This window comes from Novosphingobium sp., from assembly GCF_037133355.1.
GTDB lineage: Bacteria > Pseudomonadota > Alphaproteobacteria > Sphingomonadales > Sphingomonadaceae > Novosphingobium.
Genome location: NZ_JBAXOI010000008.1, coordinates 148,865 through 175,519, shown reverse-complemented (window position 1 = coordinate 175,519; position 26,655 = coordinate 148,865). Strand labels below are relative to the sequence as shown.

33 protein-coding genes and 1 pseudogene are annotated in these 26,655 nt (G+C 66.8%); 10 read left to right on the top strand and 24 right to left on the bottom strand.

Features of this window, described 5'->3' with window-relative positions:
• Positions 1-74 precede the first annotated feature (74 nt).
• Both WCL10_RS10450 and WCL10_RS10445 read left to right on the top strand, forming a co-directional pair.
• A complete protein-coding gene (locus tag WCL10_RS10450; protein ID WP_336895571.1) occupies positions 75-755 on the top strand; it encodes a TRIC cation channel family protein in 681 nt (226 codons plus the stop codon).
• Positions 756-757: 2 nt separating this feature from the next.
• Positions 758-1,174, top strand: coding sequence for a DUF2147 domain-containing protein (locus tag WCL10_RS10445; RefSeq protein ID WP_336895570.1), 417 nt, complete (start codon positions 758-760; stop codon positions 1,172-1,174).
• Between the two features lie 181 nt (positions 1,175-1,355).
• Here the strand turns inward: WCL10_RS10445 and WCL10_RS10440 are convergent, their stop codons facing one another.
• From WCL10_RS10440 to WCL10_RS10400, 9 genes are all read right to left on the bottom strand, one after another.
• Positions 1,356-2,354, bottom strand: a complete 999-nt coding sequence (locus tag WCL10_RS10440) for an NADPH:quinone oxidoreductase family protein (protein WP_336895569.1) — start codon at positions 2,352-2,354, stop codon at positions 1,356-1,358.
• Positions 2,355-2,599: 245 nt separating this feature from the next.
• On the bottom strand, positions 2,600-3,190 hold the full coding sequence (gene leuD / locus WCL10_RS10435) for a 3-isopropylmalate dehydratase small subunit (protein WP_336895568.1): 591 nt from the start codon (positions 3,188-3,190) through the stop codon (positions 2,600-2,602).
• 65 nt (positions 3,191-3,255) lie between these two features.
• On the bottom strand, positions 3,256-3,432 hold the full coding sequence (locus tag WCL10_RS10430; RefSeq protein ID WP_336895567.1) for a hypothetical protein: 177 nt from the start codon (positions 3,430-3,432) through the stop codon (positions 3,256-3,258).
• A gap of 162 nt (positions 3,433-3,594) precedes the next feature.
• Positions 3,595-4,530, bottom strand: coding sequence for an OmpA family protein (locus WCL10_RS10425; RefSeq protein ID WP_336895566.1), 936 nt, complete (start codon positions 4,528-4,530; stop codon positions 3,595-3,597).
• A gap of 173 nt (positions 4,531-4,703) precedes the next feature.
• Positions 4,704-5,579 carry an SDR family NAD(P)-dependent oxidoreductase gene (locus tag WCL10_RS10420; protein WP_336895565.1) on the bottom strand — a complete coding sequence of 292 codons (876 nt, stop codon included), beginning with the start codon at positions 5,577-5,579 and terminating at the stop codon, positions 4,704-4,706.
• Between the two features lie 78 nt (positions 5,580-5,657).
• A complete protein-coding gene (locus WCL10_RS10415; RefSeq protein ID WP_336895564.1) occupies positions 5,658-6,056 on the bottom strand; it encodes a type II toxin-antitoxin system VapC family toxin in 399 nt (132 codons plus the stop codon).
• Positions 6,056-6,310, bottom strand: coding sequence for a type II toxin-antitoxin system VapB family antitoxin (vapB, locus tag WCL10_RS10410; protein WP_336895563.1), 255 nt, complete (start codon positions 6,308-6,310; stop codon positions 6,056-6,058). Before vapB ends, WCL10_RS10415 begins: the two co-directional genes overlap by 1 nt.
• Positions 6,311-6,529: 219 nt before the next feature.
• On the bottom strand, positions 6,530-7,963 hold the full coding sequence (leuC, locus tag WCL10_RS10405; RefSeq protein ID WP_336895562.1) for a 3-isopropylmalate dehydratase large subunit: 1,434 nt from the start codon (positions 7,961-7,963) through the stop codon (positions 6,530-6,532).
• Between the two features lie 123 nt (positions 7,964-8,086).
• Positions 8,087-8,989, bottom strand: a complete 903-nt coding sequence (locus WCL10_RS10400; protein WP_336895561.1) for a hypothetical protein — start codon at positions 8,987-8,989, stop codon at positions 8,087-8,089.
• A gap of 208 nt (positions 8,990-9,197) precedes the next feature.
• On the opposite strand from WCL10_RS10400, the gene WCL10_RS10395 reads away from it, so the two are divergent.
• Complete coding sequence (locus WCL10_RS10395) at positions 9,198-9,704, top strand: sterol desaturase family protein (RefSeq protein WP_336895560.1); 507 nt, start codon at positions 9,198-9,200, stop codon at positions 9,702-9,704.
• Positions 9,705-9,721: 17 nt separating this feature from the next.
• Here the strand turns inward: WCL10_RS10395 and WCL10_RS10390 are convergent, their stop codons facing one another.
• From WCL10_RS10390 to WCL10_RS10340, 11 genes are all read right to left on the bottom strand, one after another.
• The gene (locus WCL10_RS10390; RefSeq protein ID WP_336895559.1) at positions 9,722-10,072 is read right to left on the bottom strand and encodes a YbaN family protein; all 351 of its coding nucleotides are present in this window, start codon (positions 10,070-10,072) and stop codon (positions 9,722-9,724) included.
• A 4-nt stretch (positions 10,073-10,076) separates the two neighbouring features.
• Entirely contained in the window at positions 10,077-10,487 is a 411-nt protein-coding gene (locus WCL10_RS10385) for a SufE family protein (RefSeq protein WP_336895558.1), read from the bottom strand.
• Between the two features lie 175 nt (positions 10,488-10,662).
• Positions 10,663-10,902 carry a hypothetical protein gene (locus tag WCL10_RS10380; RefSeq protein WP_336895557.1) on the bottom strand — a complete coding sequence of 80 codons (240 nt, stop codon included), beginning with the start codon at positions 10,900-10,902 and terminating at the stop codon, positions 10,663-10,665.
• Between the two features lie 29 nt (positions 10,903-10,931).
• Positions 10,932-11,180 (bottom strand): hypothetical protein, encoded by a 249-nt coding sequence (locus tag WCL10_RS10375; RefSeq protein WP_336895556.1) that lies wholly within the window; start codon positions 11,178-11,180, stop codon positions 10,932-10,934.
• A gap of 23 nt (positions 11,181-11,203) precedes the next feature.
• Entirely contained in the window at positions 11,204-11,488 is a 285-nt protein-coding gene (locus WCL10_RS10370; protein ID WP_336895555.1) for a hypothetical protein, read from the bottom strand.
• On the bottom strand, positions 11,485-11,844 hold the full coding sequence (locus WCL10_RS10365; RefSeq protein WP_336895554.1) for a hypothetical protein: 360 nt from the start codon (positions 11,842-11,844) through the stop codon (positions 11,485-11,487). The genes WCL10_RS10370 and WCL10_RS10365 overlap by 4 nt, the downstream gene beginning before the upstream one ends.
• Positions 11,844-12,113, bottom strand: a complete 270-nt coding sequence (locus WCL10_RS10360; protein ID WP_336895553.1) for a hypothetical protein — start codon at positions 12,111-12,113, stop codon at positions 11,844-11,846. The genes WCL10_RS10365 and WCL10_RS10360 overlap by 1 nt, the downstream gene beginning before the upstream one ends.
• Positions 12,114-12,143: 30 nt before the next feature.
• Positions 12,144-12,527 (bottom strand): envelope stress response membrane protein PspC, encoded by a 384-nt coding sequence (gene pspC, locus WCL10_RS10355; protein WP_336895552.1) that lies wholly within the window; start codon positions 12,525-12,527, stop codon positions 12,144-12,146.
• Positions 12,524-12,826: an envelope stress response membrane protein PspB gene (gene pspB / locus WCL10_RS10350; protein WP_336895551.1), complete on the bottom strand. Its 303-nt coding sequence runs from the start codon at positions 12,824-12,826 to the stop codon at positions 12,524-12,526. The genes pspC and pspB overlap by 4 nt, the downstream gene beginning before the upstream one ends.
• Before the next feature lie 3 nt (positions 12,827-12,829).
• The gene (gene pspA, locus WCL10_RS10345; RefSeq protein WP_336895550.1) at positions 12,830-13,648 is read right to left on the bottom strand and encodes a phage shock protein PspA; all 819 of its coding nucleotides are present in this window, start codon (positions 13,646-13,648) and stop codon (positions 12,830-12,832) included.
• A complete protein-coding gene (locus WCL10_RS10340; protein ID WP_336895549.1) occupies positions 13,648-13,809 on the bottom strand; it encodes a hypothetical protein in 162 nt (53 codons plus the stop codon). The genes pspA and WCL10_RS10340 overlap by 1 nt, the downstream gene beginning before the upstream one ends.
• Positions 13,810-13,996: 187 nt before the next feature.
• On the opposite strand from WCL10_RS10340, the gene pspF reads away from it, so the two are divergent.
• Positions 13,997-15,052: a phage shock protein operon transcriptional activator gene (gene pspF / locus WCL10_RS10335; RefSeq protein ID WP_336895548.1), complete on the top strand. Its 1,056-nt coding sequence runs from the start codon at positions 13,997-13,999 to the stop codon at positions 15,050-15,052.
• Positions 15,053-15,183: 131 nt separating this feature from the next.
• Here pspF and WCL10_RS10330 read toward each other — a convergent pair whose 3' ends face one another.
• Entirely contained in the window at positions 15,184-15,645 is a 462-nt protein-coding gene (locus tag WCL10_RS10330) for a VOC family protein (protein ID WP_336895547.1), read from the bottom strand.
• An 84-nt stretch (positions 15,646-15,729) separates the two neighbouring features.
• Here WCL10_RS10330 and recF point away from each other — a divergent pair, with 84 nt between their 5' ends.
• Positions 15,730-16,803 (top strand): DNA replication/repair protein RecF, encoded by a 1,074-nt coding sequence (gene recF, locus WCL10_RS10325; RefSeq protein WP_336895546.1) that lies wholly within the window; start codon positions 15,730-15,732, stop codon positions 16,801-16,803.
• Between the two features lie 132 nt (positions 16,804-16,935).
• Here the strand turns inward: recF and WCL10_RS10320 are convergent, their stop codons facing one another.
• Positions 16,936-17,613 carry an arylesterase gene (locus WCL10_RS10320; RefSeq protein WP_336895545.1) on the bottom strand — a complete coding sequence of 226 codons (678 nt, stop codon included), beginning with the start codon at positions 17,611-17,613 and terminating at the stop codon, positions 16,936-16,938.
• Between the two features lie 131 nt (positions 17,614-17,744).
• Here WCL10_RS10320 and WCL10_RS10315 point away from each other — a divergent pair, with 131 nt between their 5' ends.
• Complete coding sequence (locus WCL10_RS10315) at positions 17,745-18,455, top strand: ABC transporter ATP-binding protein (RefSeq protein ID WP_336895544.1); 711 nt, start codon at positions 17,745-17,747, stop codon at positions 18,453-18,455.
• Positions 18,452-20,995: an FtsX-like permease family protein gene (locus tag WCL10_RS10310; protein ID WP_336895543.1), complete on the top strand. Its 2,544-nt coding sequence runs from the start codon at positions 18,452-18,454 to the stop codon at positions 20,993-20,995. The genes WCL10_RS10315 and WCL10_RS10310 overlap by 4 nt, the downstream gene beginning before the upstream one ends.
• Before the next feature lie 122 nt (positions 20,996-21,117).
• On the opposite strand, the gene WCL10_RS10305 is transcribed toward WCL10_RS10310, so the two are convergent.
• A complete protein-coding gene (locus tag WCL10_RS10305) occupies positions 21,118-21,546 on the bottom strand; it encodes a DUF805 domain-containing protein (protein ID WP_336895542.1) in 429 nt (142 codons plus the stop codon).
• Between the two features lie 199 nt (positions 21,547-21,745).
• Between WCL10_RS10305 and typA the strand changes: the two genes are divergently transcribed.
• From typA to WCL10_RS10290, 3 genes and pseudogenes are all read left to right on the top strand, one after another.
• Positions 21,746-23,569: a translational GTPase TypA gene (gene typA / locus WCL10_RS10300; protein WP_336895593.1), complete on the top strand. Its 1,824-nt coding sequence runs from the start codon at positions 21,746-21,748 to the stop codon at positions 23,567-23,569.
• Positions 23,570-23,836: 267 nt separating this feature from the next.
• Positions 23,837-24,358 carry a DUF1993 domain-containing protein gene (locus WCL10_RS10295; RefSeq protein ID WP_336895541.1) on the top strand — a complete coding sequence of 174 codons (522 nt, stop codon included), beginning with the start codon at positions 23,837-23,839 and terminating at the stop codon, positions 24,356-24,358.
• 185 nt (positions 24,359-24,543) lie between these two features.
• Positions 24,544-24,777, top strand: a pseudogene (locus WCL10_RS10290) (GIY-YIG nuclease family protein); the annotation flags it as partial.
• 191 nt (positions 24,778-24,968) lie between these two features.
• Here the strand turns inward: WCL10_RS10290 and WCL10_RS10285 are convergent.
• The gene (locus WCL10_RS10285; protein WP_336895540.1) at positions 24,969-26,549 is read right to left on the bottom strand and encodes an amidohydrolase; all 1,581 of its coding nucleotides are present in this window, start codon (positions 26,547-26,549) and stop codon (positions 24,969-24,971) included.
• Between the last annotated feature and the right edge of the window lie 106 nt (positions 26,550-26,655).

Below are 26,655 nucleotides of genomic sequence, written 5' to 3'. Positions count from 1 at the left end.
AAAAAAGACCGCTTCGGTTTCATCTTAGCCGCAGGGTGGTTACTTTCGGCCTAAGCGCGGTGCTATGAGGCACCATGTCCGCACTGGCCCTCCATTTGCCTGCCCCACCGCTCGCGCCTGCGGCGGCAGATGTCTTTGCCGCAGTGGCAGCGCTTGATCCTGCGGGCATAGCGGTGACGGCGCTGAGCGGGGCGCTGCTGGCTGCACGTATGCGGCAAACCTTTGTGACCATGGCGTTTTTCGCGGTGGTAACGGGCGTGGGTGGCGGCACGGTGCGCGATCTGCTGATCGGGGCGCCGGTGTTCTGGGTGCACAATGCCTGGACCGCGCCGGTGTGCCTGACGGTGGCGATGCTCGTCTGGTTCAGCCCGGCGCGCTGGTGGCGCGAGGGGACGCTGGTGATCGAATGGGCCGATGCGGCAGGGCTTGGAGCCTATGCCGTGCTGGGGACGGCAAAAGCGCTGGCCTATGGAGTCGCGCCGGTGCCAGCCGCGTTGATGGGGGTGATCACCGGCTGCGTGGGCGGGGTGATCCGCGATGTGATCGCTGGCAGGCCCTCGATCATCATGCGGCCCGAGCTTTACGTGACACCCGCCGCGCTTACCTCGGCGATCTGCGCGGGTGGGCATGTGGCAGGTCTCTCCAATATGGCCGTATGGCCGCTGGCGGCACTGGCAGGATTTGGGCTACGCGGCGCAGCGATACATTGGCAGCTGGCGCTGCCGGCCTATGGGCGCGAGAGCGGAAAGGAATGATAATGCGCAAGGTGCTGATAGCCGGGGCGTTGCTGGCGGCGGCGACGGCGGGCGCGGGCGCTGCTGAGCAGGCGAACCCCTATGGCCAGTGGCGCACGCCCGAGCGCGGCGGGCTGGTCGAGGTTTCGCAGTGCGACGGCGGGCTGTGCGGGAAGATCCTTGGCGGCGCCGGCGGCGCGGAGGACAGGTTTGACCGCAACAACAAGAACCCGGCGCTGCGGGGGCGGCCGTTGATCGGGATGTACATCTTCCGGGGGCTGAAGCCGGCGGGTGGGAGCTGGAAGGGTTCGATCTACAATCCCAACGATGGCGGGACGTATGCGGCGACGGTTTCGCTGAAATCGCCGGGAGAGCTGGTGGTGAAGGGCTGCGTGGTTTGGCCGCTGTGCAAGACACAGGTCTGGACGCGGGCTCGGTAGGGGGGATTACCCCTCCGACCCGCCTGCGGCGGGCCACCTCCCCATTTGTGCTTCGCAAAAATGGGGAGGGTCAGGCGAGCCTCGCTGTTCATCAGTGCTAGGAGCGTAGCGGCGAAGCAATCCGGAGCGGTTGTGTTGGATTGCTTCGCTGCGCTCGCGGGTGACGAACTGGGGGGGCCACTCACTCCATTGTGACGACGACTTTGCCCACGGCCTTGCGGTCCGCCAGCAGCGCGATGGCTTCGCCGCCGCGGTCGAGGGGGAAGCGGGCGGAGACGCGGGGGTTGATGCGGCCCTCTTTGAGGAGCGCGAAGAGTTCGGCGACGTGGGCGGCGTTGCGCTCGGGTTCGCGCGCGGTGAAGGCGCCCCAGAACACGCCGCAGACGTCGCAGGACTTGAGCAGCGTGAGGTTGAGCGGCAGCTTGGCGATGCCGGCGGGGAAGCCGACGACGAGGAAGCGGCCTTCCCACGCGATGGCGCGGACGGCGGGTTCGGAATAATCACCGCCGACGATATCGTAGACGATGTCCGCGCCGTTCGGGCCGCAAGCGGCCTTGAAGGCATCGGCGAGGGCTTTGCTCTGGTCCTTGTTGAAGGGCGGGCGGCCGTAGATCACGACGTCGTCTGCTCCGGCCTCGCGCGCGGCGGCGGCCTTTTCCTCGGACGAGACGGCGGCAATGACGCGGGCGCCCCAGGCCTTGCCGAGTTCGATCGCGGAAATGCCGACACCGCCGGCCGCACCGAGGACGAGGAGGGTGTCACCCGCCTTGATGTGGCCGCGGTCCTTGAGGCCGTGGATCGTGGTGCCGTAGGTCATGAGGAGCGAGGCGCCGGTTTCGAACGAGACGCCTTCGGGGAGCGGGAACATGCGGCCGGCATCGAGCGCGACCTTTTCGGCAAGGCCGCCGTTGCCGCACATGCCGATGACGCGGTCGCCCACCTTCCACTGGGTGACACCCTCGCCCACGCTTTCGACCACGCCGGAGAACTCGCCGCCGGGGGAATAGGGGCGCTGCGGCTTGAACTGGTACATGTCGCGGATCATCAGCGTATCGGGGAAGTTGATCGCGCAGGCCTTGACCGCGACGACGACCTGGCCGGGTGCGGCGACGGGTGCGTCGATCTCGTCGAGCGTGAGCGTTTCGGGGCCGCCGACGGCGTGGGTGCGCAAGGCTTTCATGGGTCTCTCCGGTGCTTTGGTTGGCGCCTTTGAGCCATGTTTTGGCAGGCTTGGGAAGCCCTATTTAAGCGGGTGGTTAAGGAAGGGGTTTCTCGCGGAGACGCAGAGGAAAAGAAGAGCGCAGAGAGGTTGCTTATGCCTCCGGCGTCAGCCGAGATGACGAAGGCGTCGCGCATATTGGGCGCGGCTTCGCCGCGAAGGTGACCTCTTTGCGCGAGAAAATAGGGACTGTCCCTATTTTCTTGTCAGGCGGGGTGGACGAGGAAGGGGCGTTCGGCGCTGGCTTTGGCTTCGTAGGCGCTGATCGCATCGCCGCGGGCCATGGTGAGGCCGACTTCGTCGAGGCCGTTCAAAAGGCAGTGTTTGCGGAAAGCGTCGATCTCGAACGTGAAGCGGTCCTGGAAGGAGGTCGTCACGGTCTGGGCTTCGAGGTCGATGTGGACGGGTTCGCTCACAGCCACTTCCATCAGGCGGTCGATCGCTTCCTGCGGCAGGACGACGGTCACGATGCCGTTCTTGAAGGCATTGCCCGAGAAGATGTCCGAGAACGAAGGCGCGATCACCGCCTTGATGCCGAGATCGAGCAGGGCCCACGCGGCGTGTTCGCGGCTGGAGCCGCAGCCGAAGTTGTCACCCGCGATGAGGATCGGCGAGCCCTTGAATTCGGCGCTGTCGAAGATGTTGTCCGGATCCTTGCGGATCGCCTCGAACGCACCCTTGCCCAGCCCTTCGCGGCTGATCGTTTTCAGCCACGCGGCGGGGATGATGACGTCGGTATCGACGTTCTTGCGGCCGAACGGGATGGCGCGGCCATCGATGGTGGTGACGGGTTCCATGGCGTGGGCCTTAGCGGCAAGCGGGACCCCGGATCAAGTCCGGGGTGACGTCCACTTCAGGCGGGTCAATCGGTGTCGATTGGCTCGACAGGGGGCTTGGGCTTGGCTTTTTCCGCGCGTTCCTTGCGGCGCGAGGAATAGAGGAGGGCTGCAGCGAGCGCGGCAGAGCCGATCGCGGCGCCGGCGATGGCTGCAGGGCCGGTCCAGCTGTTGCTGCTCTCTTTATCGGTCTTCTTGGTCACGGAAGTGCTCCTTGATCCCGCCTGCCTTGGAAGTGGCCTCCGCGAGCCTTGATTGCAAGCGTGAGGCGGGAGCTTTCCGCAGGTGTGATGCAGGGGAAGGCTTGCGCGCGGACAGGCCCACCCCCGACCCCTCCCGCAAGCGGGAGGGGAGAAGACTGTGGGTCAGAGCCCGTCGACGGCCTTGCTCACCATCACGTTGACCGAAACGCGGCGGTTCTGCGCGCGGCCTTCAGGGGTGCTGTTGTCCGCCAGCGGGTTGGCGGTGGCCATGCCGCTGGGGGTGAGCATGCGGTAGGGCTTCCAGCCGCAGGCTTGCTGCAGATAGTTGACGACGCGCGTGGCGCGCTGGTCGCTGAGGCGCTGGTTGAGCTCTTCGCTACCCTTCGAATCGGCATAGCCGACGACGAGCATGACCGCGTTCTTGATGCCCTGCGCCTGCGTGGCGACGCTGCAAAGATCGGCCTTGCCCTGCGGCGTGAGGTCGGTCTTGCCCGAGGCGAAGTTCACGTTGGCAGTGCTCTTGATGTTGAACTCGTCGATATCGGCGAAGCGGCTGCGCAGCGCCTCGGTCATCGCGCGGACTTCGGCGGTCGCGGCGGACTGTTCCTCAAAGCCTTGCTTGGTGCCGGTGCGGATCATGTTGGCGATCTTGAGATCCTTGTCCTTGAACTGGATCTCGCTCGCCATCAGGGCATCGCCCGATTGCAGCGTGTGGATCATGACCGGAAGGCCATTCAAAAGCGCATTGGCGGCGAGCTGCTGGCGGCTCATGCCGAAAAGCCCCTTGCTCGAGCGGATCTTGGTGTAATCGTTGATGTTGACAATGGTCTTCGTGCCGTCGTCGGCAGTCACTTCCATCCGGTCGGCGCTGCGGCGCGAGATCACGCCCTTGATATCGGGGCCCTTGGGCAGCACGGCCGCATCGCCCGAAACGGCAGCGACGGTCGTGTGAAGCTCGGCGGTGGGCTGTGGCTGCGGCTGCGGCTGCTGCTCGAGGGGCGGAAGCTCCATGTTCTGCGCAAGGGCGGCGGCCGGCAGCGACGCGGCAAGCGCAGCGGCAAAGACGAGCGCGGCGGGGCGCGGACTGGGTGCGGACATCGGGCAAACTCCTTCGATCATGCGGCGGCAGCGGAAACAGGGAACGGGCCGCCGAGCCGCTCAGCTAACGTTTTCCCAAGACGCGGGCCAGCCTTTCGCGCGGATGAACGGCGCAAAGGCGACCGGCGGTTCTGCGGCCACGCCGTGCGGTGGTTGCGACGGGGTGTGTTTCGTCACGCAAGATCGACGAGGCGCGCGCTGTCATCCCAAAGCCTGGCGCAGGCGGCATCGTCGCGCGCGAGGTCTGACGGCGCGAGGCGCAGCAGCGCGGGGCCCCGGACGGACCAGTAGTCACCGTTGCAGGCCGCGTATTGGGGCGCCAGCGCCAGATCGGCGAGGAACTGGCCCGAGCGGGGGATCGTGCTGGAGCGGTCGCGCTTCATGATGAGCGGGAGGATATAGCTGACCAGCGAGGCGATGATGGGGCCGTTGTCGCGACCGAGGCCGGTGTGGGGGACATAGCCCGGATCGAACGACATGACGCTGAGCCCTGGCAGGCGCTTTGCCGCCTCGCGCGCGGTCATGATGTTGCAGAGCTTGGAGGAACTGTAGGCGCGGAAGCAGGCCTGGCGGGTGCGGCTTTCCGCCGTGGGATCGGTTCCGGGATAGGCGAGGCGATCCGCATCGGCGTGGACAGGCGGGGTGACGGGGGTCTTCTCCGCCGGATCGTGGGTGCCGCTGCCGGTAAGGATCACGCGCGCGCCGGGCGCGAGGCGCGGGGCGAGGAGGCGCAGGAGGAGATAGTGCGCGAGGTGATTGACCGCGAACGTGCGCTCGAAACCGTCGGCGCTGGTCGCGGGCTTGGCGAGCTGGAGGCCTGCATTGAGCACAAGTGCGTCGATCGGCCCCTCCCCCAAAGCAGCGGCAAAGGCGCGGACATTGGCGAGGGCATCGAGATCAAGCGGGAGCACGGCGACGCGGCCGCCGAGCGCAGGCGGGCGCGCAGCGGGATGGCGGGCGCCGATGGTGAGGCTGGCGCCGGCATCCGCGAGACGCTCTGCGGCATAGAGGCCGAAGCCGGCGGTGGCGCCGGTCATCACGATGCGCATGTTGGGTCCGATCAGGGCTTAGGTTGCTAAGTGCAACTTATACCGGCATGACCTGCGATGCAAGCGGGCCCGGACCGCTCAGGTCCAGTCCTCGCAACGAAGCCCTTCGACCCGGCCAAATTCACCCAGGTTGCCTGTAATGACTTTGAGCCCCAGGCTGCGGGCGTGTCCGGCAATCAGCAAGTCGTAGGGGCCGATGATCTGGCCTTTGCGTGCCAGATCGACCCGGATCGACGCAGCATGGTAAGCGGCCTCAGCATCAAACTCGAGTACGGGCAGCGGCTCGACAAACGTATCGATGACCGCGCGATTGACGTCCGGCGCGGCGGACTGCGCGGCACCGACATAGAGTTCGTAGAGCACCACGGTCGACAGACAGAGGGTATCCTGCTCGCGCTTGAGCCGTTCCCGTATCGCAGTCGGCCGATCGCGCAGCGCACGGATGCACAAGTTGGTATCCAGCAGCGAAACGAGCATCAAAAGGTTTCGCGTTTATCGTAGGGAAGCTCGGCAGGTTCCTGAATGTCGATGCCCGGGCCGTCAAAGAATTCATCCCAGAACTGGTTGACCGGCGTGATCACGAGGCTGCGACCATGCTTCCGCACGACGACCTGCTTCACGCTGTCCGGGAAGGCTAGATCCTTCGGGATCCGCACCGCCTGACTGCGGTTTGACTTGAAGACGGCAGCCCGGTTGGACTGGCGCGCAGAGGGACGAGATGGTGCATTCATCCCCGGAAAGTGAGGCCTCCGGTGGGATATGTCAATGGGATATGCCAACGCGGAAACAGGGGGAGCAGCACATTTCTTCCCGCGCCACCCGCGAGCGTAGCGACGCATTCCAGAGCGTTACGCGATAGCGCTCTGGATTGCTTCGTCGCTGCGCTCCTCGCGATGATGAGGGGTTTGGGTGTGGGCGTGTGGGCGTGTGGGTCTGGGCGTGGGTGCCGGTCAGATCAGCTCGCGCACGTCCGTCAGGCGGCCCGTTACCGCCGCCGCTGCTGCCATGGCGGGCGACACGAGGTGGGTGCGGGCGCCGGGGCCCTGGCGGCCGACGAAGTTGCGGTTCGAGGTAGAGGCGCAGCGCTCGCCCGCGGGGACCTTGTCCGGGTTCATGCCGAGGCAGGCCGAGCAGCCGGGTTCGCGCCATTCGAGGCCCGCGTCGATAAACACCTTGTCGAGGCCTTCTTCCTCGGCCTGGCGTTTCACGAGGCCGGAGCCGGGGACGACGATCGCCCAGGTGACGTTGGCGGCCTTCTTGCGGCCCTTGAGCACGGCGGCGGCGGCGCGCAGGTCTTCGATGCGGCTATTGGTGCAGCTGCCGATGAACACGTTCTGGACCTCGACCGACGAGAGCGGCTGGCCGGGTTCGAGCCCCATGTAATCGAGGCTGGCGCGCGCGGCGGCCTGCTTGGACGGATCGGCGAAGCTTTCAGGCGCGGGGACCACGCCGGTGATCGGCAGGACGTCTTCCGGGCTGGTGCCCCAGGTGACGCTGGGGGCGATGTCCGCCGCCTGGATCACGACCGTCTTGTCGTAGTTCGCGCCTGCGTCGGTCGCGAGGCTGCGCCACCATGCGACGGCCTTGTCCCAATCCTCGCCCTTGGGCGCGTAAGGGCGGCCCTTGAGGTAGGCGAAGGTCTTGTCGTCCGGCGCGATGAGGCCGGCGCGGGCGCCGTGTTCGATCGCCATGTTGGACACGGTGAGGCGACCTTCGATGGAGAGGTCGCGGATGACCTGCCCGGTATATTCGATCACGTGACCGGTACCACCCGCCGCGCCGAGCACGCCGGTGATATGGAGGACGACATCCTTGGCGGTGACGCCGGGGAGCAACGTGCCTTCGACGCGGACTTCCATCGTCTTCGAGCGCTTGAGCAGGAGGGTTTGCGTGGCAAGCACATGCTCGACCTCGCTCGTGCCGATGCCGAAGGCGAGCGCGCCGAGGCCGCCGTGGCAGGCGGTGTGGCTATCGCCGCAGACGATGGTGGCGCCGGGGAGCGAGAAGCCCTGCTCCGGCCCGACGACGTGGACAATGCCCTGCTCCGCATCGGAATCGCCGATATAGCGGATGCCGAAGGCCGGGGCGTTTGCCTCAAGCGCGGCGAGCTGGGCGGCGCTTTCGCGGTCGGCGATGGGAACGCGGACGCCGGCGGCATCGCGGCGGGCGGTGGTCGGCAAATTGTGATCGGGCACCGCGAGCGTGAGATCAGGGCGGCGGACCTTGCGGCCGGTGAGCCGGAGCGCCTCGAACGCCTGCGGGCTCGTGACCTCGTGCACGAGGTGGCGGTCGATGTAGACGAGGCTGGTGCCATCGTCGCGGTCTTCCACGACGTGGGCGGCCCAGATCTTTTCGTAGAGCGTGCGGGGTGCGGTGCTGGTCATGGCGCGCGGACTAAGCCCGCGCGGATCGCATATCAAGCGCGAATGGCGCTGGCCGGGCTACAGACCCGGAGGGGAAGGCTGGCGGCGAACGACCTGCCCCCCCCGGGCGTCGGGCACTTGCGATCAGAGCAAGTCGAGCCCGGTGTGGAAGGTGTCGGCCTGCGCGTAGTTCACCGGGGTGCGGTCGATCTCGGGTTCGGGCGCGGCGGTGGGAGCGCTGTTGGTGCGCTCGTAAGGCAGGGGATCGGCGGGGCGGCCGAGCGTTTGCACCACACCGGTCGAATAGATCAGCGGATCGGTGGGATCGAGCGTCTCGATCACCGTGCCCTCGTCGCTGATTGCCACATCGCCGGTTACCGTGTCGCCCGGGCCGGTTTCCTCGCCGGTGGGGACCTTGTCGTAGATCGGGAAGCTGTCGGTGCTGTCACCCAGGTAAATGGGGTAGCCGTCGCAAGCGATGACCGGCTGATCTTCGCCGTCCGCTCCGGTGAGGGTGCGCCAGTTGGGCTCGGGATCAACCGGGCGGCCGACGCCATCATCGGTGGTGCCGCCATCGGTGGTGCCGCCATCGGTGGTGCCGCCATCGGTGGTGCCGCCATCGGTCTGGCCCGTGTCGCCTTCGAACACGGTGATGGTGATGATCCCGTCGTCCGATCCAGCCGACCCGGCGTCGGTGCCCGGATCTGTTGCGCCGCCGTCGTCCTTGACGACATCGGTGGTGGCACCGTCGTCGGGCTGGGGATCCTTGACCGGCACGTCGTCCGTGATCACGATATCGGTGGTCGCCACATCGGTGACTACGGGATCGGTGACCGCAGGATCAGTGATCGCAGGATCGGTGATCGCGGGATCAGCCGGGCCGCCAAACGTCTGCGCATCGGGGGGAACGTCGGTGACGGCTTCGTCGACAGGCAGCGGATCCAGCACCATGATGTGATGAAATTCAATGGGATCGACCGAAATGGCCAGATCGTCCGCCGGCAGCGGATCAATCACCAGCACCGTATCTTCCACTTCAGTCCCCATTTTACCCTCCGTTACGGTGCCCGCTTTGCCAGCGTTGCATGACAGTTCCATCTCGATTCGGCCTTTTTGGTCCGATACGGATGAAACCTTTGTTCCGACAGCGTTTTTGCCAATCCCGGGCTGAACGCTTTCTGAACGGATGGTTGGCATCATGGCCCTTGGGGCGAGAGGCTCGCATGGCGTGCGCGATTGGGCTATGGGCAGGGGCATGACGCAGTTCCTGATTGTTTTCGCCACGGTGTGGGCGATGGAAGCGGTGGCGTGGAGCAGCCACAAGTATGTGATGCACGGCTTTGGCTGGGCCTGGCACCGTGACCACCACGAGCCGCACGATGGCTTTTTCGAGCGCAACGACCTTTATGCGGTGGTGGGCGCGGCCATGTCGATAAGCGGGTTCATGATCGGCAGCCCGCTGATTGCGGGCGAACACGCGTGGTGGCCGGCGACGTGGATCGGCATCGGCATCATGATCTACGGCGCGATCTATACCCTGATCCACGACGGGCTGATTCACCAGCGCTGGTTCAAGTATGTGCCGCGCAAGGGCTATGCCAAGCGGCTGGTGCAGGCGCACAAGCTGCATCACGCGACGATCGGCAAGGAAGGCGGGGTAAGCTTCGGCTTCATCATTGCGCTCGATCCGGCGGATCTGAAGCAGAAGCTGAAAAAGCAGCGCGAGGCGGGGATCGCGGTGGTGCGCGAGGCGGTGGAATAAACAGGGACTGTCCCTATTTATTCGTTGCGGGTCCAGATCCAGCCGCCGGAGAGGACCATGACTGCGAGCGGGATGAGGACCCACGGCCAGCCGGCGGCGAGCGCGGTGACGAGGACCGATACGGCCATGGCGATCAGCGCGGCCCATTTGGCGCGGCGCGGGATGGCGCGGCGGGTGCGCCAGTCGAGCAGCAGCGGGCCGTAGCGCGGGTGATCGAGCAGGCGCTGCTCCCACGCCGGGTTGCCGCGGGCAAAGCAGAACAGCGCCAGCAACAGGAACGGCACAGTGGGCAGCAGCGGCAGCACCGCGCCGACTGCTCCGATGCCGACAAACAGGAGGCCGGCCGCCGTCCAGAAGTGGCGGCGCACGCCCCTACCCTCCCGCGATCCGGGCGGCGTGTTCGCGAACGAGGGCGATCATGTTGGGAACGCCCTGGGTGCGGTTGGAAGAAAGCTGGTTCTTGAGATCGAAGGGCGCAAGGCGCGCGGCGATATCGGTTTGGGCGACGAGGCTGGCGGGCTGGTCCTGCACCGCGGCAAGGACGAGCGCGACGATGCCCTTGGTGATTGCGGCGTTGCTGTCGGCAAGGAAATGAAGCCGGTCATTCTCCTGCGCCACCGGATAGACCCAGACGCTGGCCGAGCAGCCGCGCACCAGCGTGGCGTCGGTCTTGAGAGCATCGGGCATGGGTTCAAGCTTGCGGCCGAGATCGATCAGCAGGCGATAGCGTTCGTCCGCGTCGAGGAACTCGTATTCTTCCAGGATGTCGTCGAGGTGGCTCATGCGCGCGGGCCATAGCGGATTGGTCGCGGTGGGCAAGCGCCCCTCCGACCCGCTTCGCGGGCCGCCTCCCCATTTGTGCTTCGTGAAAATGGGGAGGAAGCTCAGATCCTCCCCATTTTTGCGAAGCACAAATGGGGAAGTGCCGGAGCGCAGAGGAGACGGAGGGGTTCTTGCTTCAGATATCCACACCAGCCGCGATGGCTTCAAGCTTGCGCAGGCGTTCCCTGAGGTCGCTGAGGTCGATCATCCCCAGCGCCTGCGCGGTGCCGGATTCGGCCGGGCGGGCGAGTTCGGCGCGCTTGAGGTCGAGCCAGCCGTTCCATGCGGCGAGCGCGGCGCGGGCGATGATCGCGATGGCGGCCAGCGCGGCAGCGGCGAGCACGGCGGCGCTGAGGGTCTCTGGGGTGAAAGGCATGGCGGGTTCCTTCCTTCCTTCCGGGTGGATCAGTGTTCGCGCAGGGCTTCGATGTCCTGGGCGAGACGGCGGGATTCGCGCTCGTCGGTGATGATGCGCTCGAGCACTTCGATGCGCTTCCTGAGTTCGCCCACCTCGCGTTCGAGCGCGGGGCTGGCGCTGATGACCTCGCGCTGGTCGGCAAGCGGGTGGCCGCGCTCGGCGCGGTAGCGGGCGCTGCGCAGTTGCGCGAAGACGATGATCGCAACGATCGCGACGATGGCGCTCGTGAAGCTCATGGACGGGTCCTCGGGTGATGGGTTCAGTTTGCTGCGGCCGTGCGCAGGTCTTCGATTTCGTTGGCGAGCGCGGCGACCTCCTGGCCCGGGCGATCGGTGGCGATGCGTTCGAGCACGCGCACCCGCTGCTCCAGCTTCTGGGCCTGCGCGGCGAAGCTGGCGGCCTGCTCGGCGCTTTCCTTGGCGGCGAGTTCGAGCTTGCGCTCCTTGAATGCGAGGCGGCGCTTGTAGACATCGGCAGCGACCCCGATGACCGAGATCAGGCCGATCATCAGCGCGGCAAAGGCAATGGCATCGGCGGCGTTCATTGCTTGGTGCTCCCAATTATATTCGGCGCTTTGGTGTCGGAGGCGCGCAGCGCCTCGATCTCTTGTGTCAGGTGGTAGCCGCTGTCGGTCACGATGCGTTCGACATTGCCGAGCCGGTCCTTGACCGAGCCGAGTTCGGCGCGAAGCTGGGCGTTTTCCTGGCTGAGCAGCTTGATCCGCTCCTGTTCGGCGGTGCTGGTCTTGGGATAGACCGCCTGCCCCCATGCCCCGTCGAGCGGGTAGCCGTGGCGGATTCGCATCCAGGTGGTCAGGACCCAGCCCCCTACGGCAGCGATGCTGACAACGCCGACCATCGGGGCAAATTCGGCGAGTCTCGAGATTTCGTCGACGCCCATCAGTTCCTCCCGTGTTCGATGGCGGAGCCGTCCCGGCGCAGCGCCTCGATCTGGCTGGCGACGTCGTAGCTCTTGTCGGTGACAATGGCTTCGAGGACGCGAACCCTCTCTTCCAGCGCGGCGGCGCGGGCGGCGGCCTGAGTGCCAACTTCGCCGACTGCCTTGGCGCGGATCTCCTCGATCTTGCGCTGATGCTGGGTCCAGATCGCGATGATCGGGATAAGCAGCGCGAGGATCGGGATCATCAGGGCCATTTGTCCGGGATTCATGTGTCATTCCCCCCTGGGATTATCGCGTACTTAGCGCAGCTTCTCGATTTCGGCCGAAAGGCGCGGATTGCCCGAGACGTAGAACTGTTCGACCTCGGCAAGGCGGCGGTCGATATCGCGGAAGGAGGAGCGCACTTCCCGCGCGGTGCGGGCCGGCGACTGGCGCACACCCTGCCAGAACTTCTGCTCTTCCCGATCGACATAGAGCCGGGGCGGCTTCTTTTCGGCAAGGAAGCCAAGCGCGAAGTAGATCAGGAACGGCCAGCCCATCGAGCAAGCTAGGACAAGGAAGCCGAGCCGGACCCAGAGGACATCGATCCCGGTGTAGTCGGCGATGCCGGAGCACACGCCCATGAACTTGCCATTGACCTTGTCGCGGTAGAAGCGGGTGCGCTGGGGCAGCTGGTTGCTCATTTGGAAGTCCCCCTCTTTTCGGCGAGCAGGCGGTCGAGCTCGCGCAGTTTCTGGTTGTCGCTCTCGCGGTCCGGAAGGACACGCGCCGGGCGGAATTCGGGATTGTCGGCAGCGACGAGGCGCTCGACCGTGTCCATGCGTTCATCGAGGCGGCGGGCGAGCTGGTAGAGCTCCTCGAGCAGCGCCTCGTCACCCGAGGTGAGCGTGGCAGCGGTCTTCCACCGGGTGATGTAGTGGAGCACGATCCAGGGCAGCCCGACGAACAGAGCCCCCATGACCACAACGAGATCCCAATCCATGGATCAGCCCTCCTTGTTCGCGCCGCCGAGTGCGCGCTTCATCGCCTCGAGCTCCTCGTCGACCTTGTCCTGACCGGCGAGCGCGGCGATCTCGTCGGCGAGGTTCGGCTGCGCGCCATCCGCCAGGCTGAGCGCATCGGCGCGGCCTTCGGCGTAATCGACCCGGCGTTCGAGCTGGTCGAAGCGCGAGAGCGCCTCGTCAACGCGTTCGCTGGTCATAAGCGTGCGCAGACGCACCCGGTTCTCGGCGCTTTCGAGGCGCGCGGCGATCGCGGTCTGGCGGCTGCGGGCTTCGCGAAGGCGCGTCTGGAGCTTCTCGATGTCGATCTCGTAGGCCCGCATCGAATCGTCGAGCACGGTGATTTCGCTGCGCAGCTGGGCGCCCATGTCTCCGGCCTTGTTCTTTTCGACGAGCGCGGCGCGGGCAAGGTCTTCACGGCCCTTGGAGAGCGCGAGCTGGGCCTTGTCCGCCCAGTCGGCCTGGAGCCGATCAAGCTTGGCGACGTGGCGGGCCATTTCCTTCTGATCGGCAATGGTGCGGGCGGCAGAAGCACGCACTTCGACGAGGGTTTCCTCCATCTCCATGATGATCATGCGGATCATCTTGGCGGGGTCGTCCGCCTTGTCGAGCAGGTCGTTGAAGTTGGCGGCGATGATGTCGCGGGTGCGGGAGAAGATGCCCATCAGGTTGGCTCCGGTGGCAAAAGGCGTGGAAGGCCGGGTTGTCTCGTTGTCGTGCTGGCGTAGCGCACCGAGCTCGATTTCGAAACGGGATTGGTGGCGCCCGCTGGTCTGAGACCGCACGGGCGTGTCCGCGCCCATCAGGCGAGCTCACCCGTGACCGCGGCGCTGGACGCGACGACCTGAGGCGCAGCGGCCGAGACCGGACGGGTGGCGACGGCGAGGTTTAGGGCCATCATCGCAGCGATGCTGATCAGCGCCGCGCGGCCGAACTGGGTCGAGAAGAAGCGGGCAGTGTACATCGGAAGTCTCCTGTTGGTTCCCCTTGGCGGGGGTTGCCAGAAGCTTTGCATGGGGCGTGCCAAATGCCTTGAGGGCGCGGAAATCCGGGGTTTTGGGGTTTGGCGCGAAGGAAAGAATTGGTGATTATTGCCTAGGCTTGGGATTTTCTGCTAGAACTTGGGACCGGTTCACAAGTGAGGGCGCGAGATGGATCGCGAAGTCCAGTTCATCGGCCAATCGAGCGCGTTTCTTGATGCGGTGGAGCGCGCCAGCCGCGCCGCGCCGATGCGTCGCCCGGTGCTGGTGATCGGCGAGCGCGGGACCGGCAAGGAACTGATCGCCGAACGCCTCCACCGCCTCTCGACACGGTGGCAGGAGCCGCTCGTGACAATGAACTGCGCCGCCCTCCCGGAGACCCTTATCGAGGCGGAACTGTTCGGCCATGAGGCGGGCGCCTTTACCGGCGCGACGCGGGCGCGCGCAGGGCGGTTCGAGGAGGCCAATGGCGGCACGCTGTTCCTCGACGAGCTTGGCACGCTTTCGATGGGCGCGCAGGAGCGGCTGCTGCGCGCGGTGGAATATGGCGAAGTCGCGCGGATCGGGGCGAACAAGCCGATCATGGTCGACGTGCGCATCGTCGCGGCGACCAACGAGAACCTGCCGAGGATGGCCGACGAGGGCCGCTTCCGCCCGGACTTGCTCGACCGGCTGAGCTTCGAGGTGATCACGCTGCCCCCACTCAGGGTGCGCGAGGGCGATATTGCGGTGCTGGCCGATTACTATGCCCGGCGGATGGCGGCGGAGCTGGGCTGGCCTTCATGGCCGGGCTTTGCCGCGCATGTGGCGCGCGCCATGGAAGACTATGCCTGGCCGGGCAATGTGCGCGAGCTGCGCAACGTGGTGGAGCGCGCGGTCTATCGCTGGGACGACCCCGCTCGCGCGATCGGGCATATCCAGTTCGATCCATTCGAAAGCCCGTGGCGGCCGGCCTCTCCGGTGGCGGCGCCAGTGACGGGAGCCGCACCGGGCGCGGCGGCGGGGGGCGAGGCCCCTGCCCCGGCTCCGGCCTTGCGGCCCGATCTCGATGCGGTGACGGACCTGCGCGGCGCGGTCGATGCGCATGAGCGCGCGATCCTGGAGCATCATCTCGGACGCAACCGCTACAACCAGCGGCAGACGGCGAAGGCGTTGGGGCTGACCTATGACCAGCTGCGGCATTGCCTGAAGAAGCATGGGCTGCTGGAACGGGGGGACGTGGCCTAGACAGGTAGCCTATGCTTCGTCATTGCGAGCGCAGCGAAGCAATCCAGAGCGGTTGTGCGTGACGCTCTGGATTGCGTCGTCGCTTCGCTCCTCGCAATGACGAGGGGTAGGGTGAGAGGCCGTTGGGCGGCTCAATCCGCCGGTGCGCTCAGCGCGATGCGGTTGCCTTCGCTGTCTTCGATTTCGGCGACGAAGCCGGCCTCGCCGATATCCTTCTTCGAATAGAGCACCCTTCCGCCTGCCGCGAGCGCGCGGGTTAGGACGGGATCTATGCTCGGCACATCGAAGTAGAGGATCGCGCCCGACTTCGAGGGCACGTAGACATCGCCCTTGGCGAGCGCGCCGCTGGCGCCGGGCTTGCCATCGGCGCGGGGGAAGAAGGCCATAGTGTAGCCATCGACCTCCTGCCGGGTGAGCCGCACCTCGAACACGGCTTCATAGAAGCGGACGGCGCGGTCCATCTCGGTGACGGGGATCTCGAAGTGAACGACAGGGTTCATGGCGGGCCTTGCTGCGGGGCCATTGGCGCAAAGGGCGAGCGCGAGGGCGAGCGGGAGGGCGAGCGGGAGGGCGAGCGGGAGGATGAAGCGCATGTCGGGACAGAATCCGCAAGGCGGCGGGGCTTGTCAATCGGGCCGCTTTGCGTGGGCGCGCGAAACCTTCTAACGCGAGCGGCGATGCCCCTCACCCGCCTTACCTTGCGCGATTTTCGCAATCATGCCGCGACGCGGCTGGAGGAGACGGCGCGGTTCAATGTGCTGATCGGCGAGAACGGGGCGGGCAAGACCAATGTGCTGGAGGCGATCTCGCTGCTCTCGCCCGGGCGCGGCCTGAGGCGCGCGCAGCCGGCCGAGATGGCGGCGCGCGGGGGGGATGGAAGCTTTGCCGTGGCGGCGGAGCTGGAAGAGGGCGCTGTGGCGCTGGCGACCGCAACCACAGCGGCGGCACCGGGGCGGCGCACGGTGCGCATCAACGGGGCGGACGGGCCGGCGGCGCGTCTGGGCGAATGGCTTTCGGTGACCTGGCTGACGCCGGCGATGGACCGCCTGTTTGCCGAAGGCGCGGGCGCGCGGCGGCGATTTCTCGACCGGCTGGTGCTGGCGCTGGAGCCGGGGCATGCACGCGCCGCGAGCCGCTACGAGACGGGACTGCGCGAGCGGAACCGGCTGCTGGAAGGGCCCGGCGAGCCCGACGCGCTGTGGCTGGATGGCATCGAGGCGGGTCTGGCCGAGGCGGGCGCGGAGATCGCGCGGGCGCGGGCCGGGCTGATCGCGGGCCTTGCTGGGGCGTTGGAAGGTCTGCCCGAGGCGCCGTTTGCACGGCCCGCGCTGGAGTATGCCGCGGGCGGGCCGCTGGAAGCAGGCGCGCTGCGCGAGGCGTTGCGCGATGGGCGGCGGCGCGACCGGGCGGCGGGGCGGACGCTGGTGGGGCCGCACCGCGATGATCTGGCGGTGACGCTGGCGGCGAAGGGCGCGCCTGCCGCGGATTGTTCGACCGGCGAGCAGAAGGCGATGCTGATTTCGATCGTGCTAGCCCATGCCGCGCTGACGGCAGGCGCGCGGCCGCAACTGCTGCTGCTGGATGAGATCGCGGCCCACCTCGATCCGGTGCGGCGGGCGGCCTTGTATGAGCGGCTGGCCGAAGCCGGTGCGCAAGTGTGGATGACGGGGACCGAACTGGCGCCGTTCGAGCCGCTGGGGGCGGATGCGGCGGTTTGGCGCGTGGCGGATGGGGCTGTGGTGCGGGGGTAGGATTGCGCTTGCCTCGGCCCACCCCCGCAAGCGGGAGGGGAGATTGCAGCGCAATGCCGCTTTGACGCGCGGGAGGGGATAACCCGGGCTACTGCAAGCCCCTCCCGCTTGCGGGAGGGGTCGGGGTGGGCCCTAGCGCGCGGTGGCAGCCTTGAGCGCCTTGGTGACCTGATCTTTCGTAGCAGCGACGATCTTGTCCACGCCGGCCGCATTCGGGTGGATGTGATCGTCGAGCATGAGCTTGTCGTTGCCGATCACCGCTTGCAGGAAGAAGGGAACGAGCGCGGCTTTGTGCTTCGCCGCCAGCGCGGGGTAGATGGGATTGAAGGCGGCGACATAGTCCTTCCCCATGTTGGGCGCAGCCAGCATGCCGGTGAGGAGGGCGGGGATGTGCCGCTTGTCGAGCTCGGTGAGGATCGCGTCGAGGTTCGCGCGGGTCTGCTCGGGCGGGAGGCCGCGCAGCATGTCGTTGCCGCCGAGCCCGACGAGGACGAGCGCGGGTTTGACCTTCTGGCCGTCGAGCGTGAAGGCGAGCCGATCGAGCGCGGCGGCGGTGGTGTCGCCCGAGACGCCGGCATTCACCACGCGGGCCTTGACGCCTGCGGCGTTCAGCGCGGCTTCGAGGCGGGGCGGATAGCCCTCGCCAGGGGCGAGGCGATAGCCGGCGTAGAGGCTGTCTCCGAACGCGAGGATTACGGGCGCGTCCGCGGGGATCGCGGGGGCGGCTGCGGTTTGCAGGGCTTCGGGCGCGGGGGCAGGTTTCGAGCAGGCTGCGAGCGCGGCGAGGAGAAGCAGAGTGAGGTGGCGCATGGGAAATCCGTTTCTATCCGCACGTCCCGAGCGAATTCGAGGAACGAACAGGAGGAACAAGCCCGGTATACGACCCGCTTGCTCCAAGGGCTAGGTTGCGAGGTGCAACCGATCCGTGGCAATAGCGTATCGTGACAAGCTCCGCCACCGGCTCGCCCTCCCCTTCCCCTCTGATCGACGCCCGCGATCTCCTGCTCAGCCTCGGCTCCGGCGAGGCACGAGTGGAAGTGCTGCGGGGGGTGAGCCTTGCCGTGATGCCGGGGCAGACCGTGGCGCTGCTGGGGCCTTCGGGTTCGGGCAAGAGTTCGCTGCTCGCCGTGCTGGCGGGGCTGGAGCGGGCGGATGCAGGCACGCTGACCGTGGCGGGGCAGGACTTCATGGCTCTTTCCGAGGATGCGCTGGCGGCTGCGCGGCGCGGGCGGATCGGGGTCGTGCTCCAGGCATTCCACTTGCTGCCGACGATGACCGCGCTCGAAAACGTGGCGACGCCGATGGAGCTGGCAGGCGCGCAGGATGCCGCCCCGCGCGCACGGGCGGCGCTGGAGGCGGTGGGCCTTGCGCACCGCATGGGGCATTATCCGGCGCAGCTTTCAGGCGGCGAGCAGCAGCGCGTGGCGATTGCCCGCGCATTGGCCCCGCGCCCGGCGCTGGTCTTTGCCGACGAGCCGACGGGCAATCTCGACCATGCCAATGGCGATGCGGTGGCGGACCTGCTGTTTGCGCAAACCGCTGAAGTGGGGGCGACCTTGCTGCTGGTGACGCATGACGAGGCGCTGGCGGCGCGCTGCGGGCGGATCGTGCGGCTGGAGGACGGGCGGATCGTTTCGGACGAAGCGGCGTGAACCGCTGGGCGCTCGCATGGCGGCTCGCGCGGCGGGGGCTGGATTGGCGCTTTCGCGGGCTGAGGCTGCTGATCGTGTGCCTGGTGCTGGGGACGGCGGCGCTTTCCGCGATCGGCACGCTGACGGGCGGGATCGGGCGCGAGATGGCCGCGCGTGGGCAGGCTGTGCTTGGCGGGGACTTGCAGTTCACGCTTTCGGGCCGCTCCGCAGCGCCTGACGAGCTGGCGGCGATCCGCGGGCTGGGTGCGGTCTCGCAAGGGACACGCCTGCAGGCCATGGCGCGGCGTGCGGATGCTGCGGGCGATGCGGTGCCGGTGGAGTTGAAGGCGGTCGATGCGCGCTGGCCGCTTTATGGGCGCTTGCAGCTGGAAGGGGGGCGCGCCGCGGGCGCGCCCTTGGGCATGACCGCGTGGATCGCGCCCGGCGTGGCCGACCGGCTGGGCGTGCGCCCCGGCGACAGGTTGCAGATCGGCGCGGCGACGCTGGTGATCGGCGGGGTGATCGCGGCCGAGCCCGACCGCTTGTCCGAAGGCTTTGCGCTGGGGCCTGCGATGATCGTGAGCGAGGAAGCGCTGGCGGATTCGGGCCTTGTGCAGGTGGGGAGCATGACACGGTGGAAATACCGCGTGAAGCTGCCGCCAACCGCCGATCCCGAAGTGCTGGCGGACGCGTTCAAGGCGCGCTTTCCCGCCGCCGGGTTCGAAGTGCGCACGCGGGCCAAAGCCTCGCCGGGGCTGGACCGCTTTGTCGAGCGGATGGGGCAGTTTCTGGTGCTGGTGGCGCTGGCGGCGCTGGGGATTGCCGGGATCGGGATCGCGGGGGGCGTCTCGTCCTATCTGGAAGCGCGGCGGGCAAGTATTGCGACGCTCAAGATCCTTGGCGCGGATGCGGGGGATATTGTGCGGATCTTCCTGCTTCAGATTGCGGCGGCAGCGGGAGCGGCGATTGCCTTGGGGCTCCTGCTGGGCGTTGGCATAACGCCGCTGCTGGCGCGGGCGCTGGCGGGGCTGCTACCGATTCCGCCAGGCTTTACCGTTGATCCCGGCGCCTTGGCGACGGCGGCGGCCTATGGCTTGCTGATCGCGCTGACCTTTGCCGCGCCGCCGCTGCTGGCCGCGCGGCGGGTGCCGGCAATGGCGCTTCTGCGCGCGCGGGTGGCGCCGACAGGACAGCGTCGGCGCTTGCCGCTGTGGACGCTGCCAGTGGGGCTCGGTCTTGGCGGGATTGCCGCACTGGCGGTGCTGACATCGCCGCAACCCTGGATTGCAGCGGGGTTCCTTGGCGGGGCGGCAGCGGTCTTTGCGCTGCTGGCGCTGATCGGATGGGGCCTTGCGTGGGGCGCAGCGCGGTTGCCGCGGCCGCGCGGCGCGATCCTCCGCATGGCGCTGGGCAACCTGCACCGCCCCGGCGCGCAGACGGCGGCGCTGGTCGTGGCACTTGGCTTTGCGCTTTCCGCCTTCGTGCTGCTGGCGGCCGTGCAGAGCGCGATCGATGCCAATATCGCCGCGCGCGTGCCGGAGCGGGCGCCCGATTACTTCGTGCTCGACGTGCCGCGCGGGGCCGGAGAGGAGACGTTCCGCGCGCTGGTGCGGCGCGAGGCGCCCGGCGCGCGGGTCCGCCTGGTGCCCTCGCTGCGCGGCACGGTGCTCGCCTACGGGCCCGAAGGCGCGATGACCGATGTTGCTAGCCTCAAGTCCATTGCCGACGAAACCTGGCTGCTGCGCGGCGACCGGGGGCTGACCTATGCCGACGCGGTGCCCGAGGGCAATGTGCTGACCGAGGGGCGCTGGTGGCCGAAGGGGTATTCGGGCGAGCCGCTGGTTTCGGTGGATGCGGATCAGGCCAAGGCAATCGGGCTGAAAGTTGGCGACAAGCTCAGGATCAGTCTGCTCGGCACCGAGCGCGAGGTGCGGGTGGCTTCACTGCGGCGGATCGACTGGTCCTCATTCGGGTTCAACTATGCGATGGTGTTCAGCCCCAATGCGCTGGAGGACGCGCCGCATACCTTTGCCGCGACGATTACCCTGGCGCAGGCGGAGAAGCGGCCGGAGGTGCGGCGGGCGATCCTTGCCGGGCTGGTGCGCGCACTGCCGGGAAGCTCGGTGATCGAGGTGGGGCCGGTGCTGGGCCAGGCGCGGACGCTTCTCGGGCAGGTCGGCACCGCGATCATGGCGGCGGCGGGCGTGGCGGTGCTGGCGGGGCTTGCCGTTCTGGCCGGAGCGATCGCGGCGGCGCGGGCCGCGCGGCAGTATGACAGCGTGATCCTGCGCGTGCTGGGCGCGAGCCGGGGGCAGCTGATCGCGCTGCTGGCGGCGGAATATGCGCTGCTCTGCGCGGTGTTGGCCGTGGTCGCGCTCGTGCTGGGCGGGGGGACGGCGTGGTTGGTGGTGGTGGAGCTGTTTGAATTCGACTGGGCGCCGGATTGGGGGCGCGTGCTAGGCGTGCTGGGCGTCGGTGTGGCGCTGGTGATGGTGTTGGCGCTGGCGGGCTCGCTTTCGGTGCTGCGGACAAGACCGGCCGAGGCGCTGCGGGCGCTTTAGGCTGCGCAAAACACCTCGTCCTTGCGAGCGCAGCGAAGCAATCCAGAGCGGGGTGCGCGGGGCTCTGGATTGCTTCGCTGCGCTCGCAATTACGAAGATTGTGAGGTGAGGAGCGCGGATCGTTAGCCGAACGCGTCGACTCTGGCGGGGTCCCGGGGTTCGGAGCCGTAGCGATTGCGGCTTACGGGAGGCAGCCCGATCATCATACCGATAGCCGTGTAAATGGCACTCGCGCCAAAAAACGCCAGAAGCACGGCGAAGAAGAGCAGGAACGAGCCTGACATCTCCGCATCATGGCACCGTCGCACCGCCGTGGCGATGACCGGATAGTGCATGGCAAGGGTCAAAAGCACGGCCAGCGCCCCCTTGCCGCCGAACAGGATCACGTAACGGCCGGGAAGGTGCGGCACCGGCACATGCCCCGGATCGAGCGCGAACCAGAGCACCAGATCGACGGCCAACGTGACCAGCAGCACGGCGATGAATTCCTTGCGACCCGCGCAGCCGGAAAGCGACAGCAGCCGGCGCAGATATGCTGTGGCCTGTTGCATCGGGAAACCGCCCCCTTGTGGTACGCACCGCACCGAGTGAGACACGAAACGTGCAAAGAGGCAAGTCTTGCCCGAGAGGCGCCCTTGCCGCAGCGCACAATTACAGGTAAGCGCGCGCCGAAGCCCCGGCCCAACCGCCGGGCACGGCGCACTGCCTGCGGTCCGCGCCGCACCCGAGATGTCTATCGAAAGCCTTTCCATGTCCAATGCCCAGCGCAATATCGCGATCATCGCGCACGTCGACCACGGCAAGACCACGCTGGTGGACCAGCTGTTCCGCCAGTCAGGCACGTTCCGCGACAACCAGCGCGTGGAAGAGCGCGCGATGGATTCGAACGACCTCGAAAAGGAGCGCGGGATCACCATTCTCGCCAAGTGCACCTCGGTCGAATGGAACGGCACGCATATCAACATCGTCGACACGCCCGGCCACGCCGACTTCGGCGGCGAGGTTGAGCGTATCCTGAGCATGGTGGACGGCGTGATCCTGCTGGTGGACAGCAGCGAAGGCGCGATGCCGCAGACCAAGTTCGTGACCGGCAAGGCGCTCGCGCTGGGCCTCAAGCCGATCGTCGTCGTCAACAAGATCGACCGCCCCGATGGCCGCGCGCAGGAAGTGCTCGACGAAGTGTTCGACCTCTTCGTCAGCCTCGATGCCAATGACGAGCAGCTTGAATTCCCGGTGCTCTATGCCTCGGGCCGCAATGGCTACGCCAGCGAAGACCAGGACGCGCGCGAGGGCACGCTGACCCCGCTGTTCCAGAAGATCGTCGATCACGTGCCGCCGCCGGCCGCCGACGTTGACGGGCAGTTCAAGTTCCTCGTGACACTGCTGGACCGCGACAACTTCCTCGGCCGCATCCTGACGGGCAAGGTCCAGTCGGGCACGATCAAGGTCAACTCGCCGATCCATGCGCTCGACCGCGACGGCAAGATCGTCGAGACGGGCCGCGCTTCCAAGATCATGGCGTTCCGCGGCCTTGAGCGCGTGCCGGTGGAGGAAGCCAAGGCGGGCGACATCATCTCGATCGCGGGCCTCACCGTGGCGACGGTGGCCAACACCATCGCAGACCCGACCGTGACCGAGCCGCTCTATGCACAACCGATCGATCCGCCGACACTATCGATGCGCTTTGCGGTGAACGATTCGCCGATGGCCGGCCGCGAGGGCACCAAGGTGACCAGCCGCATGATCCGCGACCGGCTGGAGCGCGAGGCCGAATCGAACGTGGCGATCCGCGTGACCGAAAGCGCCGACAAGGACAGCTTCGAAGTGGCGGGCCGCGGCGAACTGCAGCTTGGCGTGCTGATCGAGACGATGCGCCGCGAGGGCTTCGAGCTTGGCATCAGCCGCCCGCGCGTGCTGTTTGGCGAGGAAGACGGCCAGCGCACCGAGCCTTATGAAACCGTGGTGATCGACGTGGACGACGAGTTCGCCGGCACCGTCGTCGAGAAGATGGCGACCCGCAAGGGCGAGATGACCGACATGCGCCCCTCGGGCGGCGGCAAGACGCGCATCACTTTCTCGGCGCCTTCGCGCGGCCTGATCGGCTATCACGGCGAGTTCCTTTCGGACACGCGCGGCACCGGCATCATGAACCGCCTGTTCGAGAAGTACGGCCCCTACAAGGGCCGCATCGAGGGCCGCAAGAACGGCGTCCTGATCTCCAACGGCGCGGGCGAGGCGGTGGCCTATGCGCTCGGGCCCTTGGAAGAGCGCGGCATCCTGTTCGTGGGCGTGGGCACGCCGCTCTATGAAGGCATGATCATCGGCGAGAACGCCAAGCCCGACGATCTCGAAGTCAACCCGATGAAGTCCAAGCAGCTGACGAACTTCCGTTCGACCGGCAAAGACGACGCCATCCGCCTGACCCCGCCGAAGATCATGACGCTGGAACAGGCAATCGCCTATATCGACGATGACGAGATGGTCGAGGTGACGCCGAAGTCGATCCGCCTGCGCAAGGCGCTGCTCGATCCGCACGAGCGCAAGAAGGCCGGGCGGAAGAAGGAAGCGGCCTGAGGGGTTTGCTTTTCGGCATGAAATAGAGAGGGCGGCCTTTGCGGGCCGCCCTTTTTGTTTGAGGAATCCCCGTCTTTCGTCATTGCGAGCGCAGCGAAGCAATCCAGAGCCGAAGTGCGTGCCGCTCTGGATTGCTTCGCTGCGCTCGCAATGACGAAGGGTGGGAGGGGAACGGCTTTTGCGGGCCGCCCTTTTTGCAAGGGGGCAGGCATGGACCTGGCCGCCCGGCGATGACATAGCCTGCATCATAACAACCGGAGCAGGACCATGCCGATTTCGCTTTATGACGCCGTTGTGCCCTCAAACTTGCAGATCCTGCGCGCTGTCGATGCGCTGTTGGTCAAGGCCGAGGCGTTTTGCGCCGAGCATGGCCGCGCCGAGAGCGACCTGATCGATGCGCGGCTCGCGCCCGACATGCTGCCGCTGGGCTATCAGGTCAAAAGCTGCGCCGCGCATTCTGCCGGTGCGATTGCCGGTGTCAGGGCAGGCCAATTTGGGCCCGATCTTTCGCCCTGGCCGACCGATTTTGCGGCGCTCCACGCCGCGGTGCAAGGCGCCATTGCCGAGCTTTCCGCGATTGATCCGGCGGAGTTAGAAGCGCTGGGCGAGAACGACACGCTGTTTGCGTTCGGCGAGATGAAGCTGCCCTTCACCGGCGCGAACTTCCTGCTCTCGTTTTCGCAGCCCAACTTCTATTTCCACGCGACGACCGCCTACGCGATCCTGCGCGCGCAGGGCGTGAAGATCGGCAAGGGCGATTTCATGGGAATGCCGCGCATCAAGCGGTGATTGAGAGCGCTGGCTAAGGGTCAGATGGAAAGGGCGGCCTGTGCGGGCCGCCCTTTTTGTTGGGCCGCGATAAGCGGGACCCCGGGTCAAGCCCGGGGTGACGGGGGAGCAAGAACTAGGTTCACTTTTGAAGCATCCGTCACCCCGGGCTTGACCCGGGGTCCCGCTTGTTTTTTGCTGGAGGGATGGACCGGGAAACCTACGGCGGCTGGCTCTATATCATGGCGGATCGCTATCGCGGGGCGACCTATGTGGGCGTTACGTCCGATCTTGCCCGGCGCATCCATCAGCATCGCAGCGGGGACGGTTCGGATTTCTGCGCGCGGTACGAATTGCACCGGCTGGTCTGGGCGGAGCGCGGTCCCTCGATCCTCGAATGCATTGCCCACGAGAAGCGGATGAAGAAATGGCGGCGCAAGTGAAAGTTCGAACTGATCGAACGGGGAAATCCGGAGTGGCGGGATTTGTATGACTTGCTGGTGTGAGTTGGCGGGAGAAGCGGGACCCCGGGTCAAGCCCGGGGTGACGAAGGTAGGTGGAGGTTGAATCCCACCCGCTAACCCAAAATGCCCCCCGTCACCCCGGGCTTGACCCGGGGTCCCGCTGGTTTTCACTTCTTCGCCGGCACCCCTGCCTTTTCGTAATCGCTTCCCAGCTGTTGCAGGTAGGACTTGTACTTTTTCGGATCGAAGTAGTTCGCCTCCATCGCCGGGCGCAGCTTGGCCATGAGATCGGCGTTGAGGTAGGTCGCCGGCTTGTCGTCCGGGCCAAGCAGGGGCTGGTAGCGCTCGGTCTTGAACTGGACGTCCTGCTGCCACGCCTTTGCTTTGGCGACGAGTTCGGGAGTTGTCATAAGGTCGAGCACGGTCATCGCCGCGACCTTGGCGCCCGCCACGGCGCCCTTGTGCGCGATGGGGGTGGCCATGGCGGCGGCAGACATCACGTTGTGCGCGGAAAGACTCGGGATATTGGAGGGATAGCGGATCGTGATGCTCGGGACCGTCCACATGATGTCGCCGATATCGTCGGAGCCGCTCGAGCCCTCCGGGTCTGGCTGATCGGGCGACCACAAGTGCGGACCACTCGCTTCGAGCGGCCGGGGCTTGCGGTCAAAACCGGTCTGCACCGCCTTGGCGAAGGCCTGATCGGCTTCACTCCACTGCGGCAGGCCCACGCGCTGCATGTTGGCAAAGGCGGCTTCGGCCAGCGGGCGATTGCCATAATTAGTGGCCGCATGGCCGAGCACACGGCGGGTCACGCTCGTCTCGGTCATCATCGCGGCGCCTTCGGCAATACGGTTGGCGCTATCGTACATGGTCTTGACTGCGGGCAGGCTGGTGTCGCGGAAATAGTACCAGACGCTGGCCTTGCCGGGCACGATGTTGGGCTGGCTGCCGCCATTGGTGATGACGTAGTGGCTGCGCTGGGTGACGGGCAGATGCTCGCGCTTGAAGTTCCAGCCCACGTCCATCAGTTCGACCGCGTCGAGCGCGCTTTTGCCATCCCACGGATTGGCGGCGGCATGGGCGGTGCGTCCGGTGAAGGTGTATTCGACGCTGAGCGCGGCGGTGAGTTTCATCGCGCCCCAGTTGGTATCGAGCGCCGAGCCGACATGGGCGAAGAGATTGGCGTCGACACCGGTGAAGAGCCCGGCGCGCACGTAATAGGCCTTGGTCGCGAGCAGTTCCTCGGCGACGCCCGGCCAGACCATGATGCGGCCCTTGATGCCGTTTTTCTCCATGGCCTGCTTGGCGGCAATGGCAGCCACGATCATCATCGGCAACCCGCTGTTGTGCCCCTCGCCATGCCCGGGCGCGCCAACCACTTGCGGCTTTGCTTCGGCGACACCGGGCATTTGCGAGAGGCCGAGCAGGCCGTCGATATCGCTGCCGAGCGCGATCAGCGGGCCGCCTTCGCCCCAGGTGGCGGTGAAGGCGGTGGGAATGCCGGCAACGCCGCGCTCAACCTTGAAGCCGTTTTTCTCGAGGATGCCGGAGAGGTAGGCGCTGGTCCTGACTTCCTGAAAGCCCGGTTCGGCATAGCTGAAGACCTGATCGATCATCCCGGCAAGCTCGCCCGCGCGCGCATCGATCGCGGCGGCGGCTTCGGCCTTGATCGCGGTCGGCGCCTCAGCCCGGGCGGCAGAGTGGATGGTCAGGGCCAGCAGGCTGGCCGCAAGAAGTGCGCGCATGAGAAATTCCCCCTGTTGCAAAGGAGGATAATCGGCTGCGGGCTGCGCGCAACAAGGGAAATAACCACAGTGGCGCAGCGGCGCGGGTCCAGCCCGGGGGGACGAG